Source organism: Kitasatospora sp. NPDC006697 (assembly GCF_042869935.1).
In the GTDB taxonomy this organism is placed as follows: Bacteria; Actinomycetota; Actinomycetes; order Streptomycetales; family Streptomycetaceae; genus Kitasatospora.
This window is the reverse complement of record NZ_JBIAGU010000001.1, coordinates 532,614-551,066: the sequence shown is the minus strand read 5'-3', so window position 1 is coordinate 551,066 and position 18,453 is coordinate 532,614. Positions and strand designations below refer to the sequence as shown.

Annotated in this window: 19 protein-coding genes; 10 read left to right on the top strand and 9 right to left on the bottom strand. The window is 74.5% G+C overall.

Translation table 11 applies throughout. The features are described 5' to 3' along the window. Positions 1-36 precede the first annotated feature (36 nt). On the top strand, positions 37-1,068 hold the full coding sequence (locus ACFYNO_RS02440; protein ID WP_388003876.1) for an aspartate-semialdehyde dehydrogenase: 1,032 nt from the start codon (positions 37-39) through the stop codon (positions 1,066-1,068). A gap of 56 nt (positions 1,069-1,124) precedes the next feature. On the opposite strand, the gene ACFYNO_RS02435 is transcribed toward ACFYNO_RS02440, so the two are convergent. Then, on the bottom strand, positions 1,125-2,582 hold the full coding sequence (locus ACFYNO_RS02435; protein ID WP_388003873.1) for a DHA2 family efflux MFS transporter permease subunit: 1,458 nt from the start codon (positions 2,580-2,582) through the stop codon (positions 1,125-1,127). Between the two features lie 80 nt (positions 2,583-2,662). Here ACFYNO_RS02435 and ACFYNO_RS02430 point away from each other — a divergent pair, with 80 nt between their 5' ends. The 5 genes from ACFYNO_RS02430 (at position 2,663) to ACFYNO_RS02410 (ending at position 7,168) form a co-directional block, all read left to right on the top strand. Next, positions 2,663-3,067, top strand: coding sequence for a winged helix-turn-helix transcriptional regulator (locus ACFYNO_RS02430; protein WP_388004323.1), 405 nt, complete (start codon positions 2,663-2,665; stop codon positions 3,065-3,067). Positions 3,068-3,202: 135 nt separating this feature from the next. After that, positions 3,203-4,396, top strand: a complete 1,194-nt coding sequence (locus ACFYNO_RS02425; protein ID WP_388003870.1) for an NYN domain-containing protein — start codon at positions 3,203-3,205, stop codon at positions 4,394-4,396. Positions 4,397-4,471: 75 nt separating this feature from the next. Then, entirely contained in the window at positions 4,472-5,425 is a 954-nt protein-coding gene (locus tag ACFYNO_RS02420; protein ID WP_388003867.1) for an ABC transporter ATP-binding protein, read from the top strand. Further along, positions 5,422-6,228 carry an ABC transporter permease gene (locus ACFYNO_RS02415; RefSeq protein ID WP_388003864.1) on the top strand — a complete coding sequence of 269 codons (807 nt, stop codon included), beginning with the start codon at positions 5,422-5,424 and terminating at the stop codon, positions 6,226-6,228. Before ACFYNO_RS02420 ends, ACFYNO_RS02415 begins: the two co-directional genes overlap by 4 nt. Before the next feature lie 91 nt (positions 6,229-6,319). Then, a complete protein-coding gene (locus ACFYNO_RS02410; protein WP_388003861.1) occupies positions 6,320-7,168 on the top strand; it encodes an ABC transporter permease in 849 nt (282 codons plus the stop codon). 37 nt (positions 7,169-7,205) lie between these two features. On the opposite strand, the gene ybaK is transcribed toward ACFYNO_RS02410, so the two are convergent. Together ybaK and ACFYNO_RS02400 are read right to left on the bottom strand one after the other, a co-directional pair. Beyond that, positions 7,206-7,703 carry a Cys-tRNA(Pro) deacylase gene (gene ybaK / locus ACFYNO_RS02405; RefSeq protein ID WP_388003858.1) on the bottom strand — a complete coding sequence of 166 codons (498 nt, stop codon included), beginning with the start codon at positions 7,701-7,703 and terminating at the stop codon, positions 7,206-7,208. A 36-nt stretch (positions 7,704-7,739) separates the two neighbouring features. Beyond that, on the bottom strand, positions 7,740-8,468 hold the full coding sequence (locus ACFYNO_RS02400; RefSeq protein WP_388003855.1) for an LON peptidase substrate-binding domain-containing protein: 729 nt from the start codon (positions 8,466-8,468) through the stop codon (positions 7,740-7,742). A gap of 161 nt (positions 8,469-8,629) precedes the next feature. Between ACFYNO_RS02400 and ACFYNO_RS02395 the strand changes: the two genes are divergently transcribed. Continuing rightward, positions 8,630-9,928 carry a YrhB domain-containing protein gene (locus tag ACFYNO_RS02395; RefSeq protein WP_388004320.1) on the top strand — a complete coding sequence of 433 codons (1,299 nt, stop codon included), beginning with the start codon at positions 8,630-8,632 and terminating at the stop codon, positions 9,926-9,928. Positions 9,929-9,949: 21 nt separating this feature from the next. Here ACFYNO_RS02395 and ACFYNO_RS02390 read toward each other — a convergent pair whose 3' ends face one another. The 3 genes from ACFYNO_RS02390 to ACFYNO_RS02380 are packed head-to-tail and all read right to left on the bottom strand — an operon-like array spanning position 9,950 to position 12,026. After that, positions 9,950-10,240: a hypothetical protein gene (locus ACFYNO_RS02390; RefSeq protein ID WP_388003852.1), complete on the bottom strand. Its 291-nt coding sequence runs from the start codon at positions 10,238-10,240 to the stop codon at positions 9,950-9,952. 2 nt (positions 10,241-10,242) lie between these two features. Beyond that, positions 10,243-11,583: a DUF4419 domain-containing protein gene (locus ACFYNO_RS02385; protein WP_388003849.1), complete on the bottom strand. Its 1,341-nt coding sequence runs from the start codon at positions 11,581-11,583 to the stop codon at positions 10,243-10,245. Positions 11,584-11,618: 35 nt separating this feature from the next. Beyond that, the gene (locus ACFYNO_RS02380; protein WP_388003846.1) at positions 11,619-12,026 is read right to left on the bottom strand and encodes a hypothetical protein; all 408 of its coding nucleotides are present in this window, start codon (positions 12,024-12,026) and stop codon (positions 11,619-11,621) included. 207 nt (positions 12,027-12,233) lie between these two features. Between ACFYNO_RS02380 and ACFYNO_RS02375 the strand changes: the two genes are divergently transcribed. Both ACFYNO_RS02375 and ACFYNO_RS02370 read left to right on the top strand, forming a co-directional pair. Beyond that, a complete protein-coding gene (locus ACFYNO_RS02375) occupies positions 12,234-13,463 on the top strand; it encodes a sensor histidine kinase (protein WP_388003843.1) in 1,230 nt (409 codons plus the stop codon). Further along, positions 13,451-14,098 (top strand): response regulator, encoded by a 648-nt coding sequence (locus ACFYNO_RS02370; protein ID WP_388003840.1) that lies wholly within the window; start codon positions 13,451-13,453, stop codon positions 14,096-14,098. Before ACFYNO_RS02375 ends, ACFYNO_RS02370 begins: the two co-directional genes overlap by 13 nt. A 15-nt stretch (positions 14,099-14,113) precedes the next feature. Here the strand turns inward: ACFYNO_RS02370 and ACFYNO_RS02365 are convergent, their stop codons facing one another. Beyond that, positions 14,114-14,908, bottom strand: coding sequence for an ArsR/SmtB family transcription factor (locus ACFYNO_RS02365; RefSeq protein WP_388004317.1), 795 nt, complete (start codon positions 14,906-14,908; stop codon positions 14,114-14,116). Between the two features lie 194 nt (positions 14,909-15,102). Here ACFYNO_RS02365 and ACFYNO_RS02360 point away from each other — a divergent pair, with 194 nt between their 5' ends. Then, positions 15,103-15,981 (top strand): hypothetical protein, encoded by an 879-nt coding sequence (locus ACFYNO_RS02360; RefSeq protein WP_388003837.1) that lies wholly within the window; start codon positions 15,103-15,105, stop codon positions 15,979-15,981. Positions 15,982-16,036: 55 nt separating this feature from the next. On the opposite strand, the gene ACFYNO_RS02355 is transcribed toward ACFYNO_RS02360, so the two are convergent. Continuing rightward, positions 16,037-16,549 (bottom strand): DinB family protein, encoded by a 513-nt coding sequence (locus tag ACFYNO_RS02355; protein ID WP_388003834.1) that lies wholly within the window; start codon positions 16,547-16,549, stop codon positions 16,037-16,039. Positions 16,550-16,572: 23 nt separating this feature from the next. Then, complete coding sequence (locus tag ACFYNO_RS02350; RefSeq protein WP_388003831.1) at positions 16,573-18,375, bottom strand: oxidoreductase; 1,803 nt, start codon at positions 18,373-18,375, stop codon at positions 16,573-16,575. Positions 18,376-18,453: the final 78 nt, after the last annotated feature.

Sequence of the window (18,453 nt, the reverse complement as noted above, 5' to 3'; positions counted from 1 at the left end):
CAAGATGGGTCAGAGCAGGTAGGACGAGGAGGAAGCATGAAGATCGGTATCGTCGGCGCCACCGGCCAGGTGGGCAACGTGGTCCGGGAGATCCTGGCCCAGCGGTCGTTCCCGGTAACGCAGCTGCGGCTGTTCGCCTCGGCGCGGTCGGCCGGCAAGACGCTGCCGTGGCAGGGCGGCGAGGTGGTGGTCGAGGACGCGGCCACCGCGGACTACGCCGGTCTGGACATCGTGATCTTCTCGGCGGGCGGTGCCACCTCCAAGGCGCTGGCCCCCAAGGTCGCCGCCGCGGGCGCCGTGGTGATCGACAACTCCTCGGCCTGGCGCCGCGACCCCGAGGTGCCGCTGGTGGTCGCCGAGGTCAACCCGCACGCCGTCGCGGACCGCCCCAAGGGCATCATCGCCAACCCCAACTGCACCACCATGGCCGCCATGCCGGTGCTGCGCCCGCTGCACGCCGAGGCTGGCCTGACCGCCCTGGTGGTCGCCACCTACCAGGCCGTCTCCGGCAGCGGCGTGGCCGGCGTGGCCGAGCTGCAGGAGCAGACCGCCAAGGTGGTGGACGGCGCCGCCGGGCTCGCGCTGGACGGCGCGGCCGTGGAGTTCCCCGAGCCCAAGGTCTACCAGCGCCCGATCGCCTTCAACGTGGTCCCGCTGGCCGGCTCGCTGGTGGACGACGGGCTGAACGAGACCGACGAGGAGCAGAAGCTCCGGTTCGAGAGCCGCAAGATCCTGGAGATCCCGGAGCTGAAGGTGGCCGGCACCTGCGTCCGGGTGCCGGTCTTCACCGGCCACTCGCTGCAGGTGCACGCCCGGTTCGCCGCCCCGCTCAGCCCGGAGCGCGCGGTGGAGCTGCTGGACGGCGCGGCCGGCGTCGAGCTCAGCGACATCCCGACCCCGCTGCAGGCGGCCGGCCAGGACCCGAGCTACGTGGGCCGGATCCGCCGGGACGAGACCGTGGAGCACGGCCTCTCGCTCTTCATCTCCAACGACAACCTGCGCAAGGGCGCCGCGCTGAACACGGTGCAACTGGCCGAACTGGTCGCCGCCGAGCTGAACGGGAAGTAGGACCGGGTGGGGACCGGCTCCGCAGCCGGTCCCCACCCGTTCCGGGCCGCCGGCTCTCAGGCCGCCAGCGCCGTGTCCGGCAGCCCCGCCCGCCGCTCCCGCAGCAGCACCGCCGCCGCGGCGAAGGCGAGCAGCAGCAGGCCGGCGGCCACCGCGAAGGCCAGCCGGTGACCGGCGGCCAGCGCCGCCGCGGCCGGGTGCCCGGCCGCCCGCTGCTGCGCGGCCCGGCCGGCCGCCAGGGTGCCGAGCACCGCGACGCCCAGCGCCGAGGCCACCGTCTGCGAGGTGTTGAAGAGCCCGGAGGCCACCCCCGAGTCGGCCGGTGTGGCGTCCCGCATCGCCAGCGAGGCCAGCGCCGGCATCGCCAGCCCGCCGCCCGCGATCAGCACCAGCGCGGGCAGCACGTCCACCGCGTAGCCGGCGTGCAGCGGCATCCGGGCCAGGTAGCCGAGCGAGAGCACCAGCAGCGCGATCCCGGTCAGCAGCACCCGGCGCGCCCCGAAGGCCCGGGTCAGCCGGGCCGACAGGCCGAGCGCCACCACGGCGATCAGCAGGCCGGTCGGCAGCATCCCGAACCCGGTGCGGGCCGGCGACCAGCCGAGCACCTGCTGCAGGTGCAGCGCGATCAGCACCTGGAAGCCGAACATCGCCGCGATCATCAGCAGCTGCACCAGGTTGGCCCCCGAGACCGCCCGGGAGCGGAACAGCCGCAGCGGCAGCAGCGGCCGGGCGGCCCGGGACTGCCGGAGCAGGAAGCCGGCCAGCAGCACCAGCGCGGCCGCGCCGAAGCCCAGGGTGTGCGCCGAGGTCCAGCCGTGGTCGCCGGTGGAGACGATGGCGTAGACGCCGATCATCAGGCCGGCCGTCACCAGCACCGCGCCCAGCGCGTCGGCGCCCTGCCGCAGGCCCTGGCCCGGCTCGTGGTCCAGCAGCCGCACGGCGGGCAGGCCGGCCGCCGCCGCGATCGGCAGGTTGACCAGGAAGATCCAGTGCCAGTCCAGCAGTTGGGTGAGCACCCCGCCGAGCACCATGCCCAGCGAGGCGCCGGCCGCCCCGACGAAGCTGAACGCGCCGATCGCGCGGCCCCGTTCGGCCGGGTCGGGGAAGAGCGTGACGATCATGCCGAGCGCCACCGCGGAGACCATCGCCCCGCCCGCTCCCTGCAGGAAACGGGCCGCGACCAGGGTCCCCGCCGAGTCGGCCAGCCCGCAGAGCGCGGAGGCGGCGGTGAAGAGCACCAGCCCGGCCAGGTAGACCCGCTTGCGGCCGAGCAGGTCGCCGAGCCGTCCGGCGAGCAGCAGCAGTCCGGCGAACGGGATCTGATAGCCGTTCATCACCCAGGACAGCCCGGTGTCGCTGAAGCCCAGGTCGTGCTGGATGGCGGGCTGGGCCACCGTCACGATCGTGCCGTCCAGAATGATCATCAGAGTGCCGGCGCAGAGCACCAGTAACGCGTACCAGCGGCGCCGATCGGCCTGCGTGGTCCCAGAGGCTGCGATGGTCCTGAAAAACATGGTCTGACCTCCGAAGGTGCATCACTTGTTACGTGGACCATCCTGTGTGACCATCAGATCCCATGGAAGAAGGCACTTTTCTGTCACAGGGGAACACCTGTGTACCGGGACCGCTCCGGACGGGGGACACGGTGCAGCGCGGCGCCTGCGCCGTCACCGAGGTGCTGGACCGGGTGGGCAGCAAGTGGAGCATCATGGTGATCGTCTCCGCCGCGGCGGGACCGATCCGCTTCACCGAACTGGAGCGCAGGATCACCGGCATCAGCCGGCGGATGCTCACCCTGACGCTGCGCAACCTGGAGCGCGACGGCCTGGTCTCCCGCACCGTCTACCCGACCGCCCCGCCCAAGGTCGAGTACGCGCTGACCGAGGTCGGCACCGAGCTGAACGCGTACCTGGCGCAGCTCACCGCCTGGGCCGAACGGCACCGCACCACCATCCACGACGCCCGCACCGCCTACGACGCAGCCCGGGCAGCCGGGTGATTCACACCCCCTTCGGGGGGTAAAGGAGACCGCAATGGTCCGACCCGGTACCTGTGGCGGCCTCGCTCGGGCAGACTGCGTCCAGGCGGCGTCAGCAGCACTTCCGAGGGGGCCGACCGGGAGAAAGGTGCGGATGTGGACCGCTGCGTAGTCCTCGTGGACGCCGGGTACCTGCTGGGCGCGGCCGCGAGCCTGCTGGCCGGGGAGCCCTCCAGGTCCCGGGTGACGGTGGACCACACCGCGCTGATCGCCTCGCTGCGCGACCGCGCCGAGGAGGAGACCGGCCTGCCGCTGCTGCGGATCTACTGGTTCGACGCGGCCCCCGAACGCCGCCCGCTGCCCGAGCACCGCCGGCTGCGGGTGCTGCCCCGGGTCACCGTCCGGCTCGGCGCGCTCACCCGGGCCGAGGGCCGCTGGGTGCAGAAGGGCGTCGACGCCGCGATGCACGCCGAGCTCTCCGAACTCGCCCGCAACCGGGCCTGCGCCGACGTGGTGCTGGTCACCGGCGACGGCGACCTGCTGCCCGGCATGATGAGCGCCAAGGAGCACGGCGTGGCCGTCCACCTCTGGGCGCTGCAGGCCGCCGACGGCGACTTCAACCAGTCCGAGGACCTGGTCGGCGAGGCCGACGAGCGCCGGGTGCTGGACCGCGAGTGGATCAACAAGTCGGTCAGCCTGCGCGAACCCGTCCAGGTCTTCCCGCCGGCCGGTCCGCCGCCGGAGATCGCCAAGATCCTCGCCGCGCCGCCCGCCGCCCCGCGCCCGGCCGCCGCTGAGGCCCCCGAACCGCCGGCCGAGCCCGCGCTGCCCGCCGCCCCGGCCAAGATCGTGCCCACCCCGAAGGACCTGGCCGGCCGGGCCGCCAGCACCCCGCCCGCCCAGCCGGCCGCCGCCGCGGCGGCCAACGGGCCGGTGCTGCGCTGGTCCTCCGACCGCGGCTACGTGGACCGCCCGCCGGGCGAGCAGCCCACCGCCGGCGACTCGCTGCCCACCCTGGCCCAGCTGACCACCGCCGAGCAGCGCTGGGCCGACCGCGAGGAGGACATCACCGCGATCGGCGGCGACCCGCACGAGGTCGGCCAGGTCTTCGCCCGCCGCTGGACCGACCGGCTCGGCGACCCGCCGCGGCTCACCGTGCTCTGGTCCGACTACCCGCGGGTGCCGCACCGGATCGATGGCGAGCTGCTGCGCTACGCCGCCCGGTTCGGCCTGCTCGCGCACAAGGACGACCAGATCGACGAGCACGACCGGTACGCGATCCGGGCCGGGTTCTGGAAGGAACTGGCGGTCCGGGTGCCGGGCGGGGACCGGATCGTGGTGGACGACTGACCGTGCGTCCCCGATGAGTGCGGCCGGGTGACCCTGGTCCGCTCCGGGTGGAATCGGCGCGTAGAGTCTTCGGACGTGAGCGACGCCCCCCTGCCCTGCTGCTCCGTCCGCGGCCTCACCAAGAACCACGGCGAGGTCCGCGCCACCGACGGGGTCGACCTGGAGATCCGCCAGGGCGAGATCTTCGGCCTGCTCGGGCCGAACGGGGCCGGCAAGTCCACCCTGGTCCGCCAGCTCACCGGCCTGCTGCGACCGGACGCCGGAAGCGTGCACATCCTCGGCCACGACATCGTGCGCCACCCCGAGCGGGCCGCCCGGCTGCTCGGCTACCTCGGGCAGGAGTCCAGCGCGCTGGACGAGCTGACCGTGGCGCTGGCCGCCGAGACCACCGGGCGGCTGCGCGGCCTGAGCCGGTCCGCCGCCCGGGCCGAGAGCGCCGCGGTGCTGGCCGAGCTGGGCCTGGAGCCGCTGGCCAGGCGTCCGCTGACCAAGCTCTCCGGCGGCCAGCGCCGGCTCGCCTGCTTCGCCGCCGCCCTGGTCGGGGAGCGGCCGCTGCTGGTGCTGGACGAGCCCACCACCGGCATGGACCCGGTCGCCCGGCGGGCCGTCTGGGCCGCCGTGGACCGCCGCCGGGCCGAGCGCGGCACCACCGTGCTGCTGGTCACCCACAACGTGATCGAGGCCGAGACCGTGCTGGACCGGGTCGCGGTGCTGGACGAGGGCCGGGTGATCGCCTGCGACACGCCCGGCGGCCTGAAGGCGCTGGTCGACGGCGACGTCCGGCTCGACCTGGTCTGGCGCGACGAGCCGCCGCTCACCGTGCCCGCCGTGGCCCGGCTGGCCGACCGGGCCGAGCGCGGCGGGCGCCGCTGGACCGTGCGGACCAGCCCCGAGGAGGCCAGGGAACTGGTCGCCGCCGTCACCACCGGGCCGGCCTTCGCGGCCCTGGACGACTTCACCCTGGCCACCCCGAGCCTGGAGGACGTCTACCTCCGGCTCGGCGGCCGCCACCAAGGACTGGCGAAGTGACTCTGCTGACCCCTCCGCCCGCGACCACCGCTCCCGCCACCGCCGCGCCGCTGGCCCCCGCGGCCGGGCTGCTCTCCGGCCTGGCCGCCGTCTACCGGGCCCAGCTGGCCCGGGCCAGGGTGGCGCGGATCCCGCTGATGTTCGTCGCCAGCTTCCAGTCCATCGGCATCCTGGTGATGATGCGCGGCGTGGTGGACGGCGGCGACAACCCCTCCTCGCGGGCCGTGGTGGCCGGCTCCAGCGTGCTGGTGGTCGCGTTCGTCGCGCTCAACCTGCTGGCCCAGTACTTCGGGCGGCTGCGCGCCACCGGCGGGCTGGACCACTACGCCACCCTGCCGGTGCCGGCCGCCTCGGTGGTGCTCGGCGCGGCCGGCGCCTACGCCTCCTTCACGCTGCCCGGGGCGCTGGTCACGGCCGGCTTCGGCGCCGCGCTGTTCGGGCTGCCGGTGGCCCACCTGTGGGTGCTGCTCGCGGTGGTGCCGCTGGCCGGGGCGGCGCTCTCCGGGCTCGGGGCGGCGCTCGGGCTGCTGGCGCCCAAACAGGAGATCGCCACCATGCTCGGGCAGCTCGGCATGTCGGCGGCGCTGCTGCTCGGGGTGCTGCCCGCCTCGCACCTGCCGCAGGCTGTGCGGCTGCTGCGGGCGCTGCTGCCCTCCACCTACGGGGTGGACGCCTTCGCGGACACCTTCGCGGCCCGGCCCGACTGGGCGGCCGTCATCGGCGACCTGGGGATCTGCGCCGGGGTCGGGCTGCTCTCGCTGACCCTGGCGACGCTGGCCTACCGGCGGGCCGCCACCCGGTAGGCGGGGCCGGGGCGGCGGTGGCCGGGGCCGCGGTCCGGCGCGTCACCACCCGCTCGCCGGGTTCCACAGGAAGCCGTGAAACGATGGCCCGGTGACCGTACCGAACACCTTCGCGGACTCCGAGCCGCTGCCCTCGGCCCCCACGAAGCCCGGCTGGCGCTCCCGGCTGCTCCGCGAGCTGATGGTGGCCGGCCCGATCGGGCTGGCCTGCGTGCTGCTCGGCCTGCTGATGGGCGCGATCTGGTACTGGCTGGCGCCCGAGGTGCCGCTGGTGGTGCACGGCAACCAGGTGCTCTACGTGGACCCGGAGGGCGAGCAGTCGGCCGGGGCGGTCGGCACCTTCGTGCTGGTCGGGATCGCGTTCGGGATCGTCACGTCGGTCGGCGCCTTCCTCGCCACCCGGCGGCGCGGCGGCGGCATCGGGGTGGCGGTGGCGCTCGGGCTGGGCGGGGTGCTCGGCTCGCTGGTGGGCAGCCTGCTGGGCGAGGCGGTCGGGCCGAGCTCGGACATCGTCAAGCACGCCAAGCAGATCGGCGACGGGCACACCTTCTACGAGAACCTGACGCTGCCCGCGCACGGGGCGCTGCTGGCCTGGCCGATCACCGCGATGGTGGTGCTGCTGGCGCTGACCGCGACCTTCGGCAAGCGGGAGCAGCCGTCGGCGGCGGTCTGGGACGGCACGAAGTGGGTGCCGGCGGGGGCGGACGGGAACCCGTGGGCCCCGCCGGTGGCTCCGGGGGAGCCCGGAGCGCCCGGTGTGCCGGTGGACCCGTGGGCGCCGCCCGTCGAGCCGGGCCCGGCCGCGCCCGCATCGGCTGCCGGGCCTGCTGCCGCTCCCGCGCCGTCGGATGACGCCCCGTCGGATGCGCCGCCCGGTGCCTCGTCCGGTGCCCCGTCCGGGGACGAGGCGTCGAAGGGCTCGCAGCGGCCGACTCCGTGAGCGCGGGTTGCCGGGCCCGTGCGCGCGGCCTGCGCGGTCAGCGGCCGATCGGCGCGCTGACCGCCCCGGTGAGCCGGACCAGGTCCGCCGGGGCCAGCTCCACCTCCAGGCCGCGCCGCCCGGCCGAGACGTAGACGGTGTCGAAGGCCAGCGCGCCCTCGTCCACCACCGTGCGCAGCGCCTTGCGCTGGCCCAGCGGGGAGATCCCGCCGCGCACGTAGCCGCTGCTGCGCTCGGCCGCCGCCGGGTCGGCCATCGCCGCCCGCTTGCCGCCGACCGCGCAGGCCAGCGCCTTCAGGTCTAGCTGCCCGGCGACCGGCACCACGCCGACCGTCAGCACCCCGTCGACCTCCGCGACCAGGGTCTTGAACACCCGCTCGGGCGCCACCCCCAGCGCCTCGGCGGCCTCCCCGCCGTAGGAGGGCGCGGCCGGATCGTGCTGGTAGGCGTGCACGGTGAAGGCCACGCCCGCCTTCTCCAGCGCGACCGTGGCGGGCGTGCCCTTGCCGCCCGCCGCGCCGTTCTTCTTCGCCATCGGGGCTCCCTCCGGCCGGCGGCGTCCGCGCGGGCCTCAGTTGGGGCTGAACTGCTGCCGGGTCAGCTCCACGGCGGGCACCGAGGGCAGCCAGTTCAGCAGTGCGGTCTCCCGGCGCAGCAGCTCCAGTTCGGCGCTCAGCCGGGAGGCGGTGTCGGGACAGGCGAGCAGCCGCTGCTTGACCGGCACCTCGAGCACCGCCGCGGCGGCCACCAGGTAGGAGAGCACCTGGGGGTCGTCCGGCAGCTCCTGCTCGCCGGCCAGGCTGGCCTGCCGGGCGCCGGCCAGCCGCTTCTGGTAGGTGCGGAAGGCCCGCTCGACCCCGCCCGCGAGGGCACCGGGGCCGCTGCCCTCCAGCTCCTCCAGGGTCTCCACTTCGCCGACCAGGTACGGTCCGCCGGTCTCCACCGAGCGCAGCCGGAACCGGGTGGTGCCGGTGACCAGCAGCTCGTAGCGGCCGTCCGCCTGCGGGGTCACCGAGGCCACGTCGGCCACGCAGCCGACGTGGAAGAGTGCCTCCAGCGGATCCCCGGTGGCCGTGCCGAGGCCATCCAGCGGGCCGGCCGGCCCGTCGCTCTCGGTGACCGGTGCCACCTCGCGCCCGTCCTTGATCGCCAGTACTCCGAACCGTCGCGGCTGGTCCTCGGGTTGGGCCAGCAGGTCGGCGACGAGCCGTTGGTAGCGCTCCTCGAACACATGGAGCGGCAGCACCAGCCCGGGGTAGAGCACCGCGTTGAGCGGGAAGATCGGCAGCCGTTCTGTCACGGCCCAAAGCGTAGCCGCCTTCGCCGGCCGTCGAGCGCGCTCGTCCGGTGCGGGCGGGCTGCGGGGGAACCTGATCGGTAGCGCCCTGGTGACCCTGCGCCCGGGCGGCTCCCGATACTGTGAGCTGACCGGCCGTCAGCAGCACAAGGGGAGTGGACGCGATGCTGTCCGAGGAGCGGGAGCGGGCGGGCGGTGCCGCCGAGTACGGGACGGCGCGGGCCGCCGCCTGGATCCGCGAGCTGTACGGCAGCGTGGTGGAGCTGGTCTCGGCGGTCCCGGCCGCCGAGACCGGGCACGGCTGGCTCTTCGCCTGCCGCGCGGTGCCGCAGCCCGGCTACCCGCGGACGCCGATGCTCAACGCCTCGGTGGTGGTGCCGAAGAGCGGGGCGGAGCCGTTCCACCCGGCGACCGCCGACCCGTGGGGCGATCTGGCCGCGCTGGCCGAGCGGCCCGCGCCGACGCCTCCGCAGTGGGTGCACCGGACCAATGCGCACGGCTGGGTGGTGGCCGCCAACGCCCGGCTGGACGGCGCGCTCGCCAGCGCCTTCCCGTGGCGGCCGCCGCACGAGGCGCCCGGCTGGTGGGGGCGGCTGGTCCGGCGGTACCTGCCGGGCGCGGAGGTGAGCCGGTTCGGGGACTGGGCGTCGGCACTGGAGCACCTGCGGCAGGGCGGGCCGGACAGCCGGGCGGTGGTCTGGGTGCGGCGCCGGGCGGGCGGCCAGGAGATCACCGGGCACCTGCTTCTCGCACTGCTGGAGGAGGACCGGCCGGTGGTGCTGGATCCGCAGGCGGGCGGTATGGCCCGGCTGGAGCACGACGGGGTGCACTCGCTCACCGTCGCCCGGTTCCGCTCCGCCCGCGCGCCCTGGACCCGGCACGCGCCCGCGCTCCCCGCGGCGGTGGCGAAGGCGGAGGCCTGGCTGGCCCACCACCACGGCGACCAGGCGGCGCTGATCGGACCCTCCGAGGCGGACGACCTCGGCCGCGGCTGGCTCTTCGCCTGCAACTCCGTGCGGTACCTGGCCGGCGGCGACTGGCGCGAGGGCATGCTGGAGGCCGCGGTGGTGGTGCCCAAGGACACGACGGCGCCGTTCGCCCTGCCGACCGGCAGGCCCTGGAGCTACCTGGACTCCTGGCTCGCGGGCACCTCGGGCGACCCGGACGACCTCCCCTTCCCCGGCCCGGTCGCCTGGCTCGCCGCCCTCGGCCCGCTGGTGCACACGGCGGCCTTCGCCGACTGGCCCCAGGCGCGCGCCGCGCTGGCCACCATGCCCGACACCCCGGCAACGGTCTGGCTCCGCCGCGCCGACGCCCGGGGCCGGGAGACGGTCGGCCGGCTGCTGCGCTCGGTCCCCGGACCGGACGGGCCGCAGGTGCTGGACCCGACGCGCCAGGACGCCCCGGTCGCCGAGCCGGAGCCGGCTGGGGTGTTCGCGGTGCACGTGCTCTGGCACGGGTGACGGGGCGTCGGGCCGGGAGCGTCACTCGAGTGCCAGGTACTCCTCCGGTGGGGTCAGCAGGTCGGGGTGGTCGAGCATGTAGCGGTCGCCGTGGATGCGGAGCATGGCCCAGTGCCAGGCCTCGTCGTGGAAGACCAGGCCGCGGTAGTCGGTGTCCGGGGGCTCGTAGGGGTAGCAGACGAGGGCCGCGGCCTCGGCGGCTTCGGGCGGGAGCGCGCCGTAGTGGCGCAACACCCAGGCGTAGGCGCGGCGTTCGCGGTGGAGGAGGGACAGGTACTCGGGTTCGGTCCAGTCGTCGGCCCAGGCGCCCATGGTCAGATCGCCGCCAGGGCCGTGGGCAGGTCGGGGCCGAAGTTGCCCCAGCAGACGATGTTGTCGCGGTCGGAGACGAGGTCGCCGACGTACCAGTCGCCGTCGAGGGCGCGGACCACGGCGACGTCGTTGAAGAGGAACGCATTGTCGACCTCCAGCAGCTCCCGGCGGTAGAGCACGGCGCCGACGCTGTCGAGCGGTTCGATCTCGGCACCCGGGAAGAGCTGGTGCAGGACGGCCGGCGTCCACGGGTCGGGCAGCCGGCCGGGCAGGGCGGGCGGGGGCGCCGGCTCGGCCACGGCGGTGCCGAGCCGGGGACGGATCCAGCCGCCCTCCTCCTCGCGCTCGATCGACAGGACGCCGGCCAGGAAGGCCATCCCCAGGGTGCCGGCCGGCGTCTCCCAGTGGAACGGGACTTGGGAGACATGGCTCGGGACCTCGTCGTTCGCCGTCCGCCCCGGGCCGGAGGCCTCCTTGGGCACCGGGCCGTCGCCGGTGTAGCGGTGGGCGAAGAAGGCGCTGATCCAGCCGGTGATCGAGGCGCCCCCGGAGCGCGACTCGTACTTGTAGAGGGAGCGCCAGAACTCCTCGTCGACTTCCCGACCCGCCGCGGTGGCGGCGATGGTGTCGACCACCGGGAGCAGCCCGTCGAACCAGGCCCGCAGCCCCGCGAACCGGCCGGCCAGCCCGCGCACCCGGTCGGCCAGCAGCTGCCAGTCCTCGGCCGTGCCCTCCAGCCGGATCCGGGGGATGCCGCACATGGACCGCCAGCGGAAGGCGTAGTAGGGGCTGACCACGTCCATCAGGGCCACCAGGACGGCGGCCGCATCGGTGGGGCCGGTGGTGGAGAAGGCGGGCAGGAACAGCTCGGCCGTCTCGGCGCCGATCCGCTCCCGCAGGGGTGCCTGCACCAGGCCGATCGAGCGCTCCCAGTCCAGCCCGGCGGCGTCGTCGCGGATCACGACGGTCTGCCGGTAGCCGGGGGTGTCGGTGAACATCGCGGCGTACGTCCCGGAGTTGAGGCGGATGTGCACGGCCACCTCGTGCACCACGGCGTACCAGAGCAGGTCGGGGGCGAGACTCAGCGGCAGGTGCGCCATGAAGGCCAGGTGGACGGCGCGCAGCAGCAGGCTGTCGGCGGTGATGTCGGGCTCCACCACGTCCGCGTCGTCCGGCCAGTCGATCAGACAGCCGGAGCTGAGGTGGTGGTAGCGGGCGGGCTGCTGCAGGACTGCCCTCAGGAACCGCTCGTTGCCGACGTCGGTCAGCTCCGCGGCGAAGTCGGCGGCTGCGGCGTCCGCCGCCGGGGCAGGCGTGAGCGGAAGGTCGATCTCGATGGCCACGTGCTCCCCCTGAGTCTGTGGGCAGGCTGACGATCCTATTCAGACAAGGCCGTCGGCCGCGCCCGGTTGACGGCACGGGCCACCGCGACCAGGGGCAGCGCGCCGATGGCCTGCGCTATCGCGAACCAGGCCGGGCAGAGGCCCGGGAGCAGGTCGACCCCGACGATCGCGATCGGCGCGATCACCGCGATGGCGCGCACCCGCTGGTAGGCCGAGCGGGAGCCGCGCTCCGCCCGGACCGCCAGTACGTAGAGCAGGACGGCGCTGCCGAGGATCGCGCCGGACCGGCTCCACATGAACGAGGTCGCCGACAGCCCCGCGGCGGCCCGGACGGCGACCGCCAGCAGGACGGCGGCGCTGAGCGCGCCGTAGGCGATGAGCAGGCGCTTGACGGTGCCGAAGGCGGGCTCCGGCGACGGCGTGGTGGTCATGGTCGTACTCATGGTCGTGCTCCTTCGCAGGCGTGGTGACGGGCTGTCATCCCGGGCTCCACGCTACGGAGCGGCCGCGCGCCGCCCTATGCGTCTGGACCTACACCTCGGTGGGTCCAGACCCACCCCTGCCGCGAAGCCCTTGGGAGGCGCACCGCCGAGCCCGCAGAGTGGCCGCACGGAGCAGGACGGACGAGGTGGTGGGGGATGATCGGAGCGATGACCATGCGAAGGACGATGAGCGGCACGGCCACCGGGCTGGCCCGGGCCGGCGCGCTGCTGGCCGTCGCCGGCGCGGTGCCGGCGGTCTGGGCGGTCGCGGCGCTGCTCGGGTACCTGTGGGGCAGCCCCTGGGCGGCGGTCCCGCTGCTGCCGCTGGCCTTCGTCGCCACCCTCGGCCTGGCCCGCCCGGTCTGCGGCGCCGTCCGCGCCCTGGTCGCCCGCTGGACCGGCACCGAACTGCCCGCCGGCTACCGCGAGCCCGCGCCCGTGGTGCGGATGGACACCGGCTACTGGTGGAACGGCCACTCCTACGCCCGCACCGCCAAGGAGGCCCGCGAGGAGCAGGAGTTCCGGCTGCGCTGGACCGACCCGGCCAACTGGCGCGACCTGCGCTTCACCGCCCTCGCCGCCTTCGCGATCGCGCTGCCGGCCGCCGTCCCCTACGCCGGCCTGGCGGCGGCCGGCTGCGCGGTCGCCGGGCTGCTGCCGCCGCTCGTCGGCGGGTTCGGCCTGGTCGCCGGGCTCGCCGCGGCGCCGTTCGCCTGGCGGACCGCCGCACCCGTCGCCACCCGCCTGCTCGCCGCGCCGGCCGCCGCCCTGGTCTCCGAACTGCTGGACCAGCGAGCCGATCTGACGGTTGTTCAGGCTGCCGAACTGCGCCGGATCGAGCGCGACCTGCACGACGGCGCCCAGGCCCGCCTGGTCGGCCTGGGCCTGTCCCTGATGACGGCGGAGAAGCTGTTGGAGACCGACCCGGAGCGCGCCAAGGCCCTGCTGCGCGAGGCCCGCGCGAGCGCGGCCGGCTCGCTGAGCGACCTGCGCGAGCTGGTCCGCGGCATCCACCCGCCGGTCCTCAGCGAGCGCGGACTGGTGGACGCTGTAAGGGCGTTGGCGCTGGACAGCCCGCTCCAGGCAACCGTCACCGCCGATCCGCAGCCCCGGCTCGACCCGCCGATCGAGGCCGCGCTCTACTTCGGCACCGCCGAACTGCTCGCCAACACGGCCAAGCACGCCCGCGCGCAGCGCGTGACCATCGAGATCGAGCGGGGCTCCGCCGCCGTCACCGTCCGCGTCACGGACGACGGCCGCGGCGGCGCCGCACCGCGGGAGGGCGGCGGGCTGGCCGGCCTGCGCCGCCGACTCGCCGCCTTCGACGGCAGCTTGGAGATCGACAGCCCGACCGGCGGCCCGACCGTCACGACCATGGTGGTGCCATGCGAATCCTGATCGCCGAGGACCTCTACCTGCTGCGCGAGGGCCTGTCCCGCCTGGTCGAGGCCTACGGGCACGAGGTGGTGGCCACCGCCGCCACCGGCGCGCAGACCCTGGACGGGCTGCTGCGGCACCGCCCCGACGTCGCCATCGTGGATGTCCGGATGCCGCCCACCCAGTCCGACGAGGGCCTGCGCGCCGCGCTCGAAGCCCGTCGCCGAGTCCCGGGCCTGCCGGTGCTGATCCTCTCCCAGCACGTGGAACAGCTGTACGCCCGCGAGCTGTTGGCGGACGGCGCCGGCGGGATCGGCTACTTCCTCAAGGAGAGCGTCTTCGACGGCGACCAGTTCCTCGACTCGCTGGAGCGGGTCGCGGCCGGCGGCACCGCCCTCGACCCGGCCGTGATCGCCAAGCTGTTCGGCACCGGGTCCGCCCCGCGCCGCCTGGAGAAGCTGACCGAGCGCGAGCACTCGGTGCTGGAGCTGATGGCCCAGGGCCTCTCCAACCACGCGATCGGCGAGCGGCTCTTCCTCAGCGACAGCGCGATCAGCAAGTACACCACCTCGCTCTTCGCCAAGCTGGGCCTGGGCGAGGACGACCACGGCAACCGCCGGGTGCTGGCGGTGCTGGCCTACCTCGACAAGGCCTGAACCCGGTCGGACCGGTCAGGAGTGCGTGCCGGCCGACATCTCCCAGGGCGCCTGGGGGAGCACGTCGCCGGTCTCCAGCAGCGACTTGAGGTTGGCCAGCACGGCCGGCCAGCCCTGCGAGATGCCGCCGTGCATCTCCATGTCGGGCAGGTTCTCATGGGTCACGGTGAGCCGGACGATCTCCTCGTGCGGCTCGACCAGGAAGGTCACCACCGAGGGCTCGCGCGGCGGCTGGGCGTCGGGCCGGTCCTCGAAGGTGATCACCAGCCGGGCCGGCGGCTCGGCCTCCAGCACCGTGCCCACCACGTCGACCGCGCCGGAGCCGTCCGCCCGGCGGTGCTCCCAGCCCGAACCGGGCTGCCAGTCCGAGATGTTGGCGTGCCCCCAGTAGCGCGCCGTCAGATCGGCGTCGGTCAGCGCCCGCCAGACCTGCTCGGCGGTGGCGCGGATGTAGGTGACATAGACGTAAGTCGGCACGGGGGCCGATGCGGTGCTGGTCATGGCGTACTCCTCTGCCTGGTGCTTGATGGCGCTGAGCATGTGCAGCCGCGGCCGGTCGAACTCCGAGAGCCAGCGCTCCTCGATCTCCTGGATCGGCACCGGGTTGAGGTAGTGCAGGCGCTCGCGCCCACTGCGCACCACGGTCACCAGGTTGGCCCGCTGCAGCACGTCGAGGTGCTGCGTGGCGGACTGCCGCGCCATCGCCAGCCGCTCGCACAACTCGCGCAGGGTCTGGCCGTTCTGCTCGCGCAGCCGGTCCAGGAGGAGGCGACGGGTGGGGTCGGCCAGTGCTTTGAAGACCGCGTCCATCGCCGGCATCGCCGAAGTGTCGTCCAGGCTCACGGATCAATTATGCAGGCATTTACCTGCCTATTGTCAAAGGGGCACGCTGGGGTGGCCATTGGTAGCTGAGGGTGAAGGCCGACTGATCGCGGCGTCGCGGGGCAGGGCGAAGCGGCGGCGGCCGGCGGAATACGCTCGGTCCGACGCGGCGAGGGGGAACGGTGATCGAGGTCGGGCAGTACGGGGCGTTCGGGGTCAACTGCGTCGGCATGGCGCGGGATCCGTTCCCGCTGAGCTTCAGCGCCCAGGAGGCAGCGGGGTGTTGGCAGCTGAGGGCTGCGGCGGTACGGGCGGTGGAGGTGGCCGACCTGCTCACCGGCGCGACCGCCAACGACACGGTCGTGGTGGTCGACTTGGCGACCAACAGCTTTCTCGACGAGAAGTACCGGCAGCTGCCGCTCGCCCGGATCGCGGCCGCCCAGGGAGTCGAGCCCGTGGTGCACCCGCGGGGGGAGTGGGCGGCGGGTGCGAGCGGGCTGGGGGAGGAGTTCCTGGTGCTGCGGAAACGGGAGTTGGGCGGCTTCCTCGGTGACGACTGGGCGCCGTACGAGCTGGGACTCGTCGACCTGCCGGCGCCGCCCGGGGCCGAGGAGCTCGACCAGCTCGCCCTGGCGGTGGGAACGGCGAGCTCCGACGAGCCCCTACTGCCGCAACTCCCGCTGTCACAGTGGTACTTCTCCGGGCACGATGACTGCTACCTCTGGCTGGAGACCCGCAACGCGGCGCTCCCGTCGCTGCTGCTCGCGCGGTTGCTGGCATTGGCGGCGGGCGCGGCGCTGCTCGCGGAGACGGGTGCGGAGCCGGTGCGGGTGCCGGAGCCGGAGCCGTCCTTGGCGGCGGCGCTGCTCGCGGAGAACCCGCACTGGGTGGGCGCCGTGGGGGAGGTGACGGCGGAAGCGGTGCGGGTCGACCTGGTGCCGTCGAAGCGGCCGTGGCGCCTCGGCGAGCGGGTGCCGGAGGCCGCGGGGCGGTATGCGCGGCTGGGGCGGCCCGACGGCGGGTGGACGCTAGGTCAGGGCGCGCCCGCGGCTGCCGCGTGATCCCGCGGACGTCCTGCAGGGTCAGCCCCAGTGCCAACAGGCCGGGGGCGCGGGATCACGCCCCGACCACCCCGTCCACGCCCTCCCGCAGGAAGTCCGCATGCCCGTTGTGCCGCCCGTACTCCAGCAGCACGTGCAGCATCACCATCCGCAGCGACACCTCCTCCTCCCACCGCGGCTGCACCCCTCGCGCGTCCAGCGACTCCAGCGCCGCCTCCACCTGCCGCGAGTGCGCGACCTCCGCCTCCCACGCGGCGAACGCCTCCGCCCGGCTGGACCCGCTCGCGTCGTACGCGGCCTGGAAGTCGAACATCGTCTCCGACCACACCATCGGAGCCTGCTGGTCCTCGAACACCCGGCGGAACCAGGTCCGTTCGACCTCCGCCATATGCCGCACCAGGCTCAGCAGCGTCAGCGTCGACGGCGGCATCGACCGCTCGCGCAGCTGATCGTCCGTCAGACCCCGGCATTTCATCGCCAGCGTCGCACGGTGGAAGTCCAGGTACGCGCGCAGCATCTCGCGTTCCGGGGCGAACAGGGGCGGGCCGATGCGGTCGTCGTTGATCATGACCTGACACCCTAGCCCCAGCCTCACCCGCGCTGCAGCACCCGGGTCGCCCCCGTCACCACCGTCGACGCCAGCACCCACCCGCTCAGCACCAGCGCCGCGCTCAGCCACTGGCTGAACCCGCTCGGCGCCCAGCCGTCCTGGCCCAGGTTGACGATCGGCAGCACCAGGCTCGCCGAGTACAGCGCCGCGTTCCAGTGCGGGTGCTCGTCCGCCTTCACCGGCGCCGGCTGGTGCCCCCAGAACCACAGCGCGCCCACCGCCCAGGCCGCCAGCAGCCAGAGCGCCGCCCGCCCCGGCCGGTAGCCGTAGCCCACCGTCACGTCCTGCAGCCGGGACCACAGCCGCCCCGGCAGCGGCAGGGTGCGCGCCCGGCGCTGCTGCTTGACGTACAGCACGTGCCGCGCGTCGTCGTCCAGCCCGTCGCGGCGCAGCGCGGCGGCCAACTGCTCGTAGGGCTCCGGGTGGAAGGAGTCCAGCCCGTTGTCCAGCCACTCGATCCGCTTCTCCACCGTGTACGGGGTCCCCTCCGGCGGGCGCAGCGCCTCGTAGGCGAAGCCGGTCAGGCGGATCCGGTGGTTGCGGGGCCAGGCGCCCGGGGCGTCGACCAGGTTGCCGATCCGGGCCCGGGAGAGCGCCACCGTCCCGGTCGGGCGGAAGGCGCTGGTGAACCGGAGCTCGGGGGTCTGGATCCGGCGCAGCGACAGCTCCTGGGTGTCGCCGAGGTGGAACTCGGCCGCGTTGACCAGGCAGGCGCTCTCGAACCGGGCGTCGTCCAGCCGCACCCCGCCGAAGGCCCGGAACGGGATCACGTGCGGTGCCCCCGCGACCGGGTCCTCGCCCCAGCCCTCCCCGTACATGTCCGGGTCGTCGGCGGCCATGGCGGCCCCGGCCGCGCGCTGCGCCGGGATCACCCCGCTGTGGTACGGCCCCGGCACGGCGTTCCCCCGCAGGTAGCGCATGTCCGGCACGTTGTTCTCCTGCGCCAGCGCCGCCGCCTCGCCCAGCGGACCGAGCTCCGGCGACAGCAGCCCCTCGCCGCCCTGCCCCACCTTGCCGTCCGCCGAGCTCAGCGGGTCCCGCCACCCGGTCAGGTAGCAGGTGGACCCGACGGTGAGCCGGGCCGCGTTGAGGCAGTTGGCCTTGCCCGGCCGCCCGTGCAGTTGCGCCCCGCGCAGCGAGAGCCGCCCGCCGACCCTGGCGGTGCGCAGGCTGACCTCGCCGTCGGAGGTCAGCCGGTCCGCCTCGAAGTCCTGGTGCACCGTCAGGCCGTCCGCCGAGAGCGCCCGGCCGAACTTGTCGCCGCCCACCACCAGGTAGTTGGCGATCAGGTCGGTGCCGATCTGGGCGTCGGTCAGCCGCACGCCGTACGGCACGGTGCAGCGGGCCAGCACCAGGTCGCCGGTGGTGTCCAGCCGGGAGGCGTCCAGGCGGGGCAGCCGGCAGCCGTCCAGCCGGACGGTGCCGGCGTGCGCCTCGGAGAGCACCGCGCCGGTGTCGAACCAGCAGTCGTGCAGCTCCACGAAGGCGTCCCAGCGCCCGCCGGCCAGCCAGAGCCGCCCGGTGATCTTCGCGCCGACCAGCTTGACCGCCCGCACCCGCCCGGGCAGCGCCTGTGGTCCGGAGAGCAGCAGGTGCGCCAGGACCTCCGCGCGGACCGTCCGCTCCGGCCCCCAGAGGGCGCCCAGCGCCGGGTTGTCGATCAGCAACTCGCCGAAGGTGAGGTCGCACACGTTCCCGGCGCGGTAGGCCTCCCAGAGCCGGACCTCCACCTCGCTCCAGCCCTCCGGAGCCGCCGCCACCTGCGCTGTCGCCGGGCCCGTCACCAACCCCACCCCCGCCTGTTCGAATGTCTCAGCGTTCGTATCACGGACTGAAATGCGGGACCAGCAGTTCCGGCCACT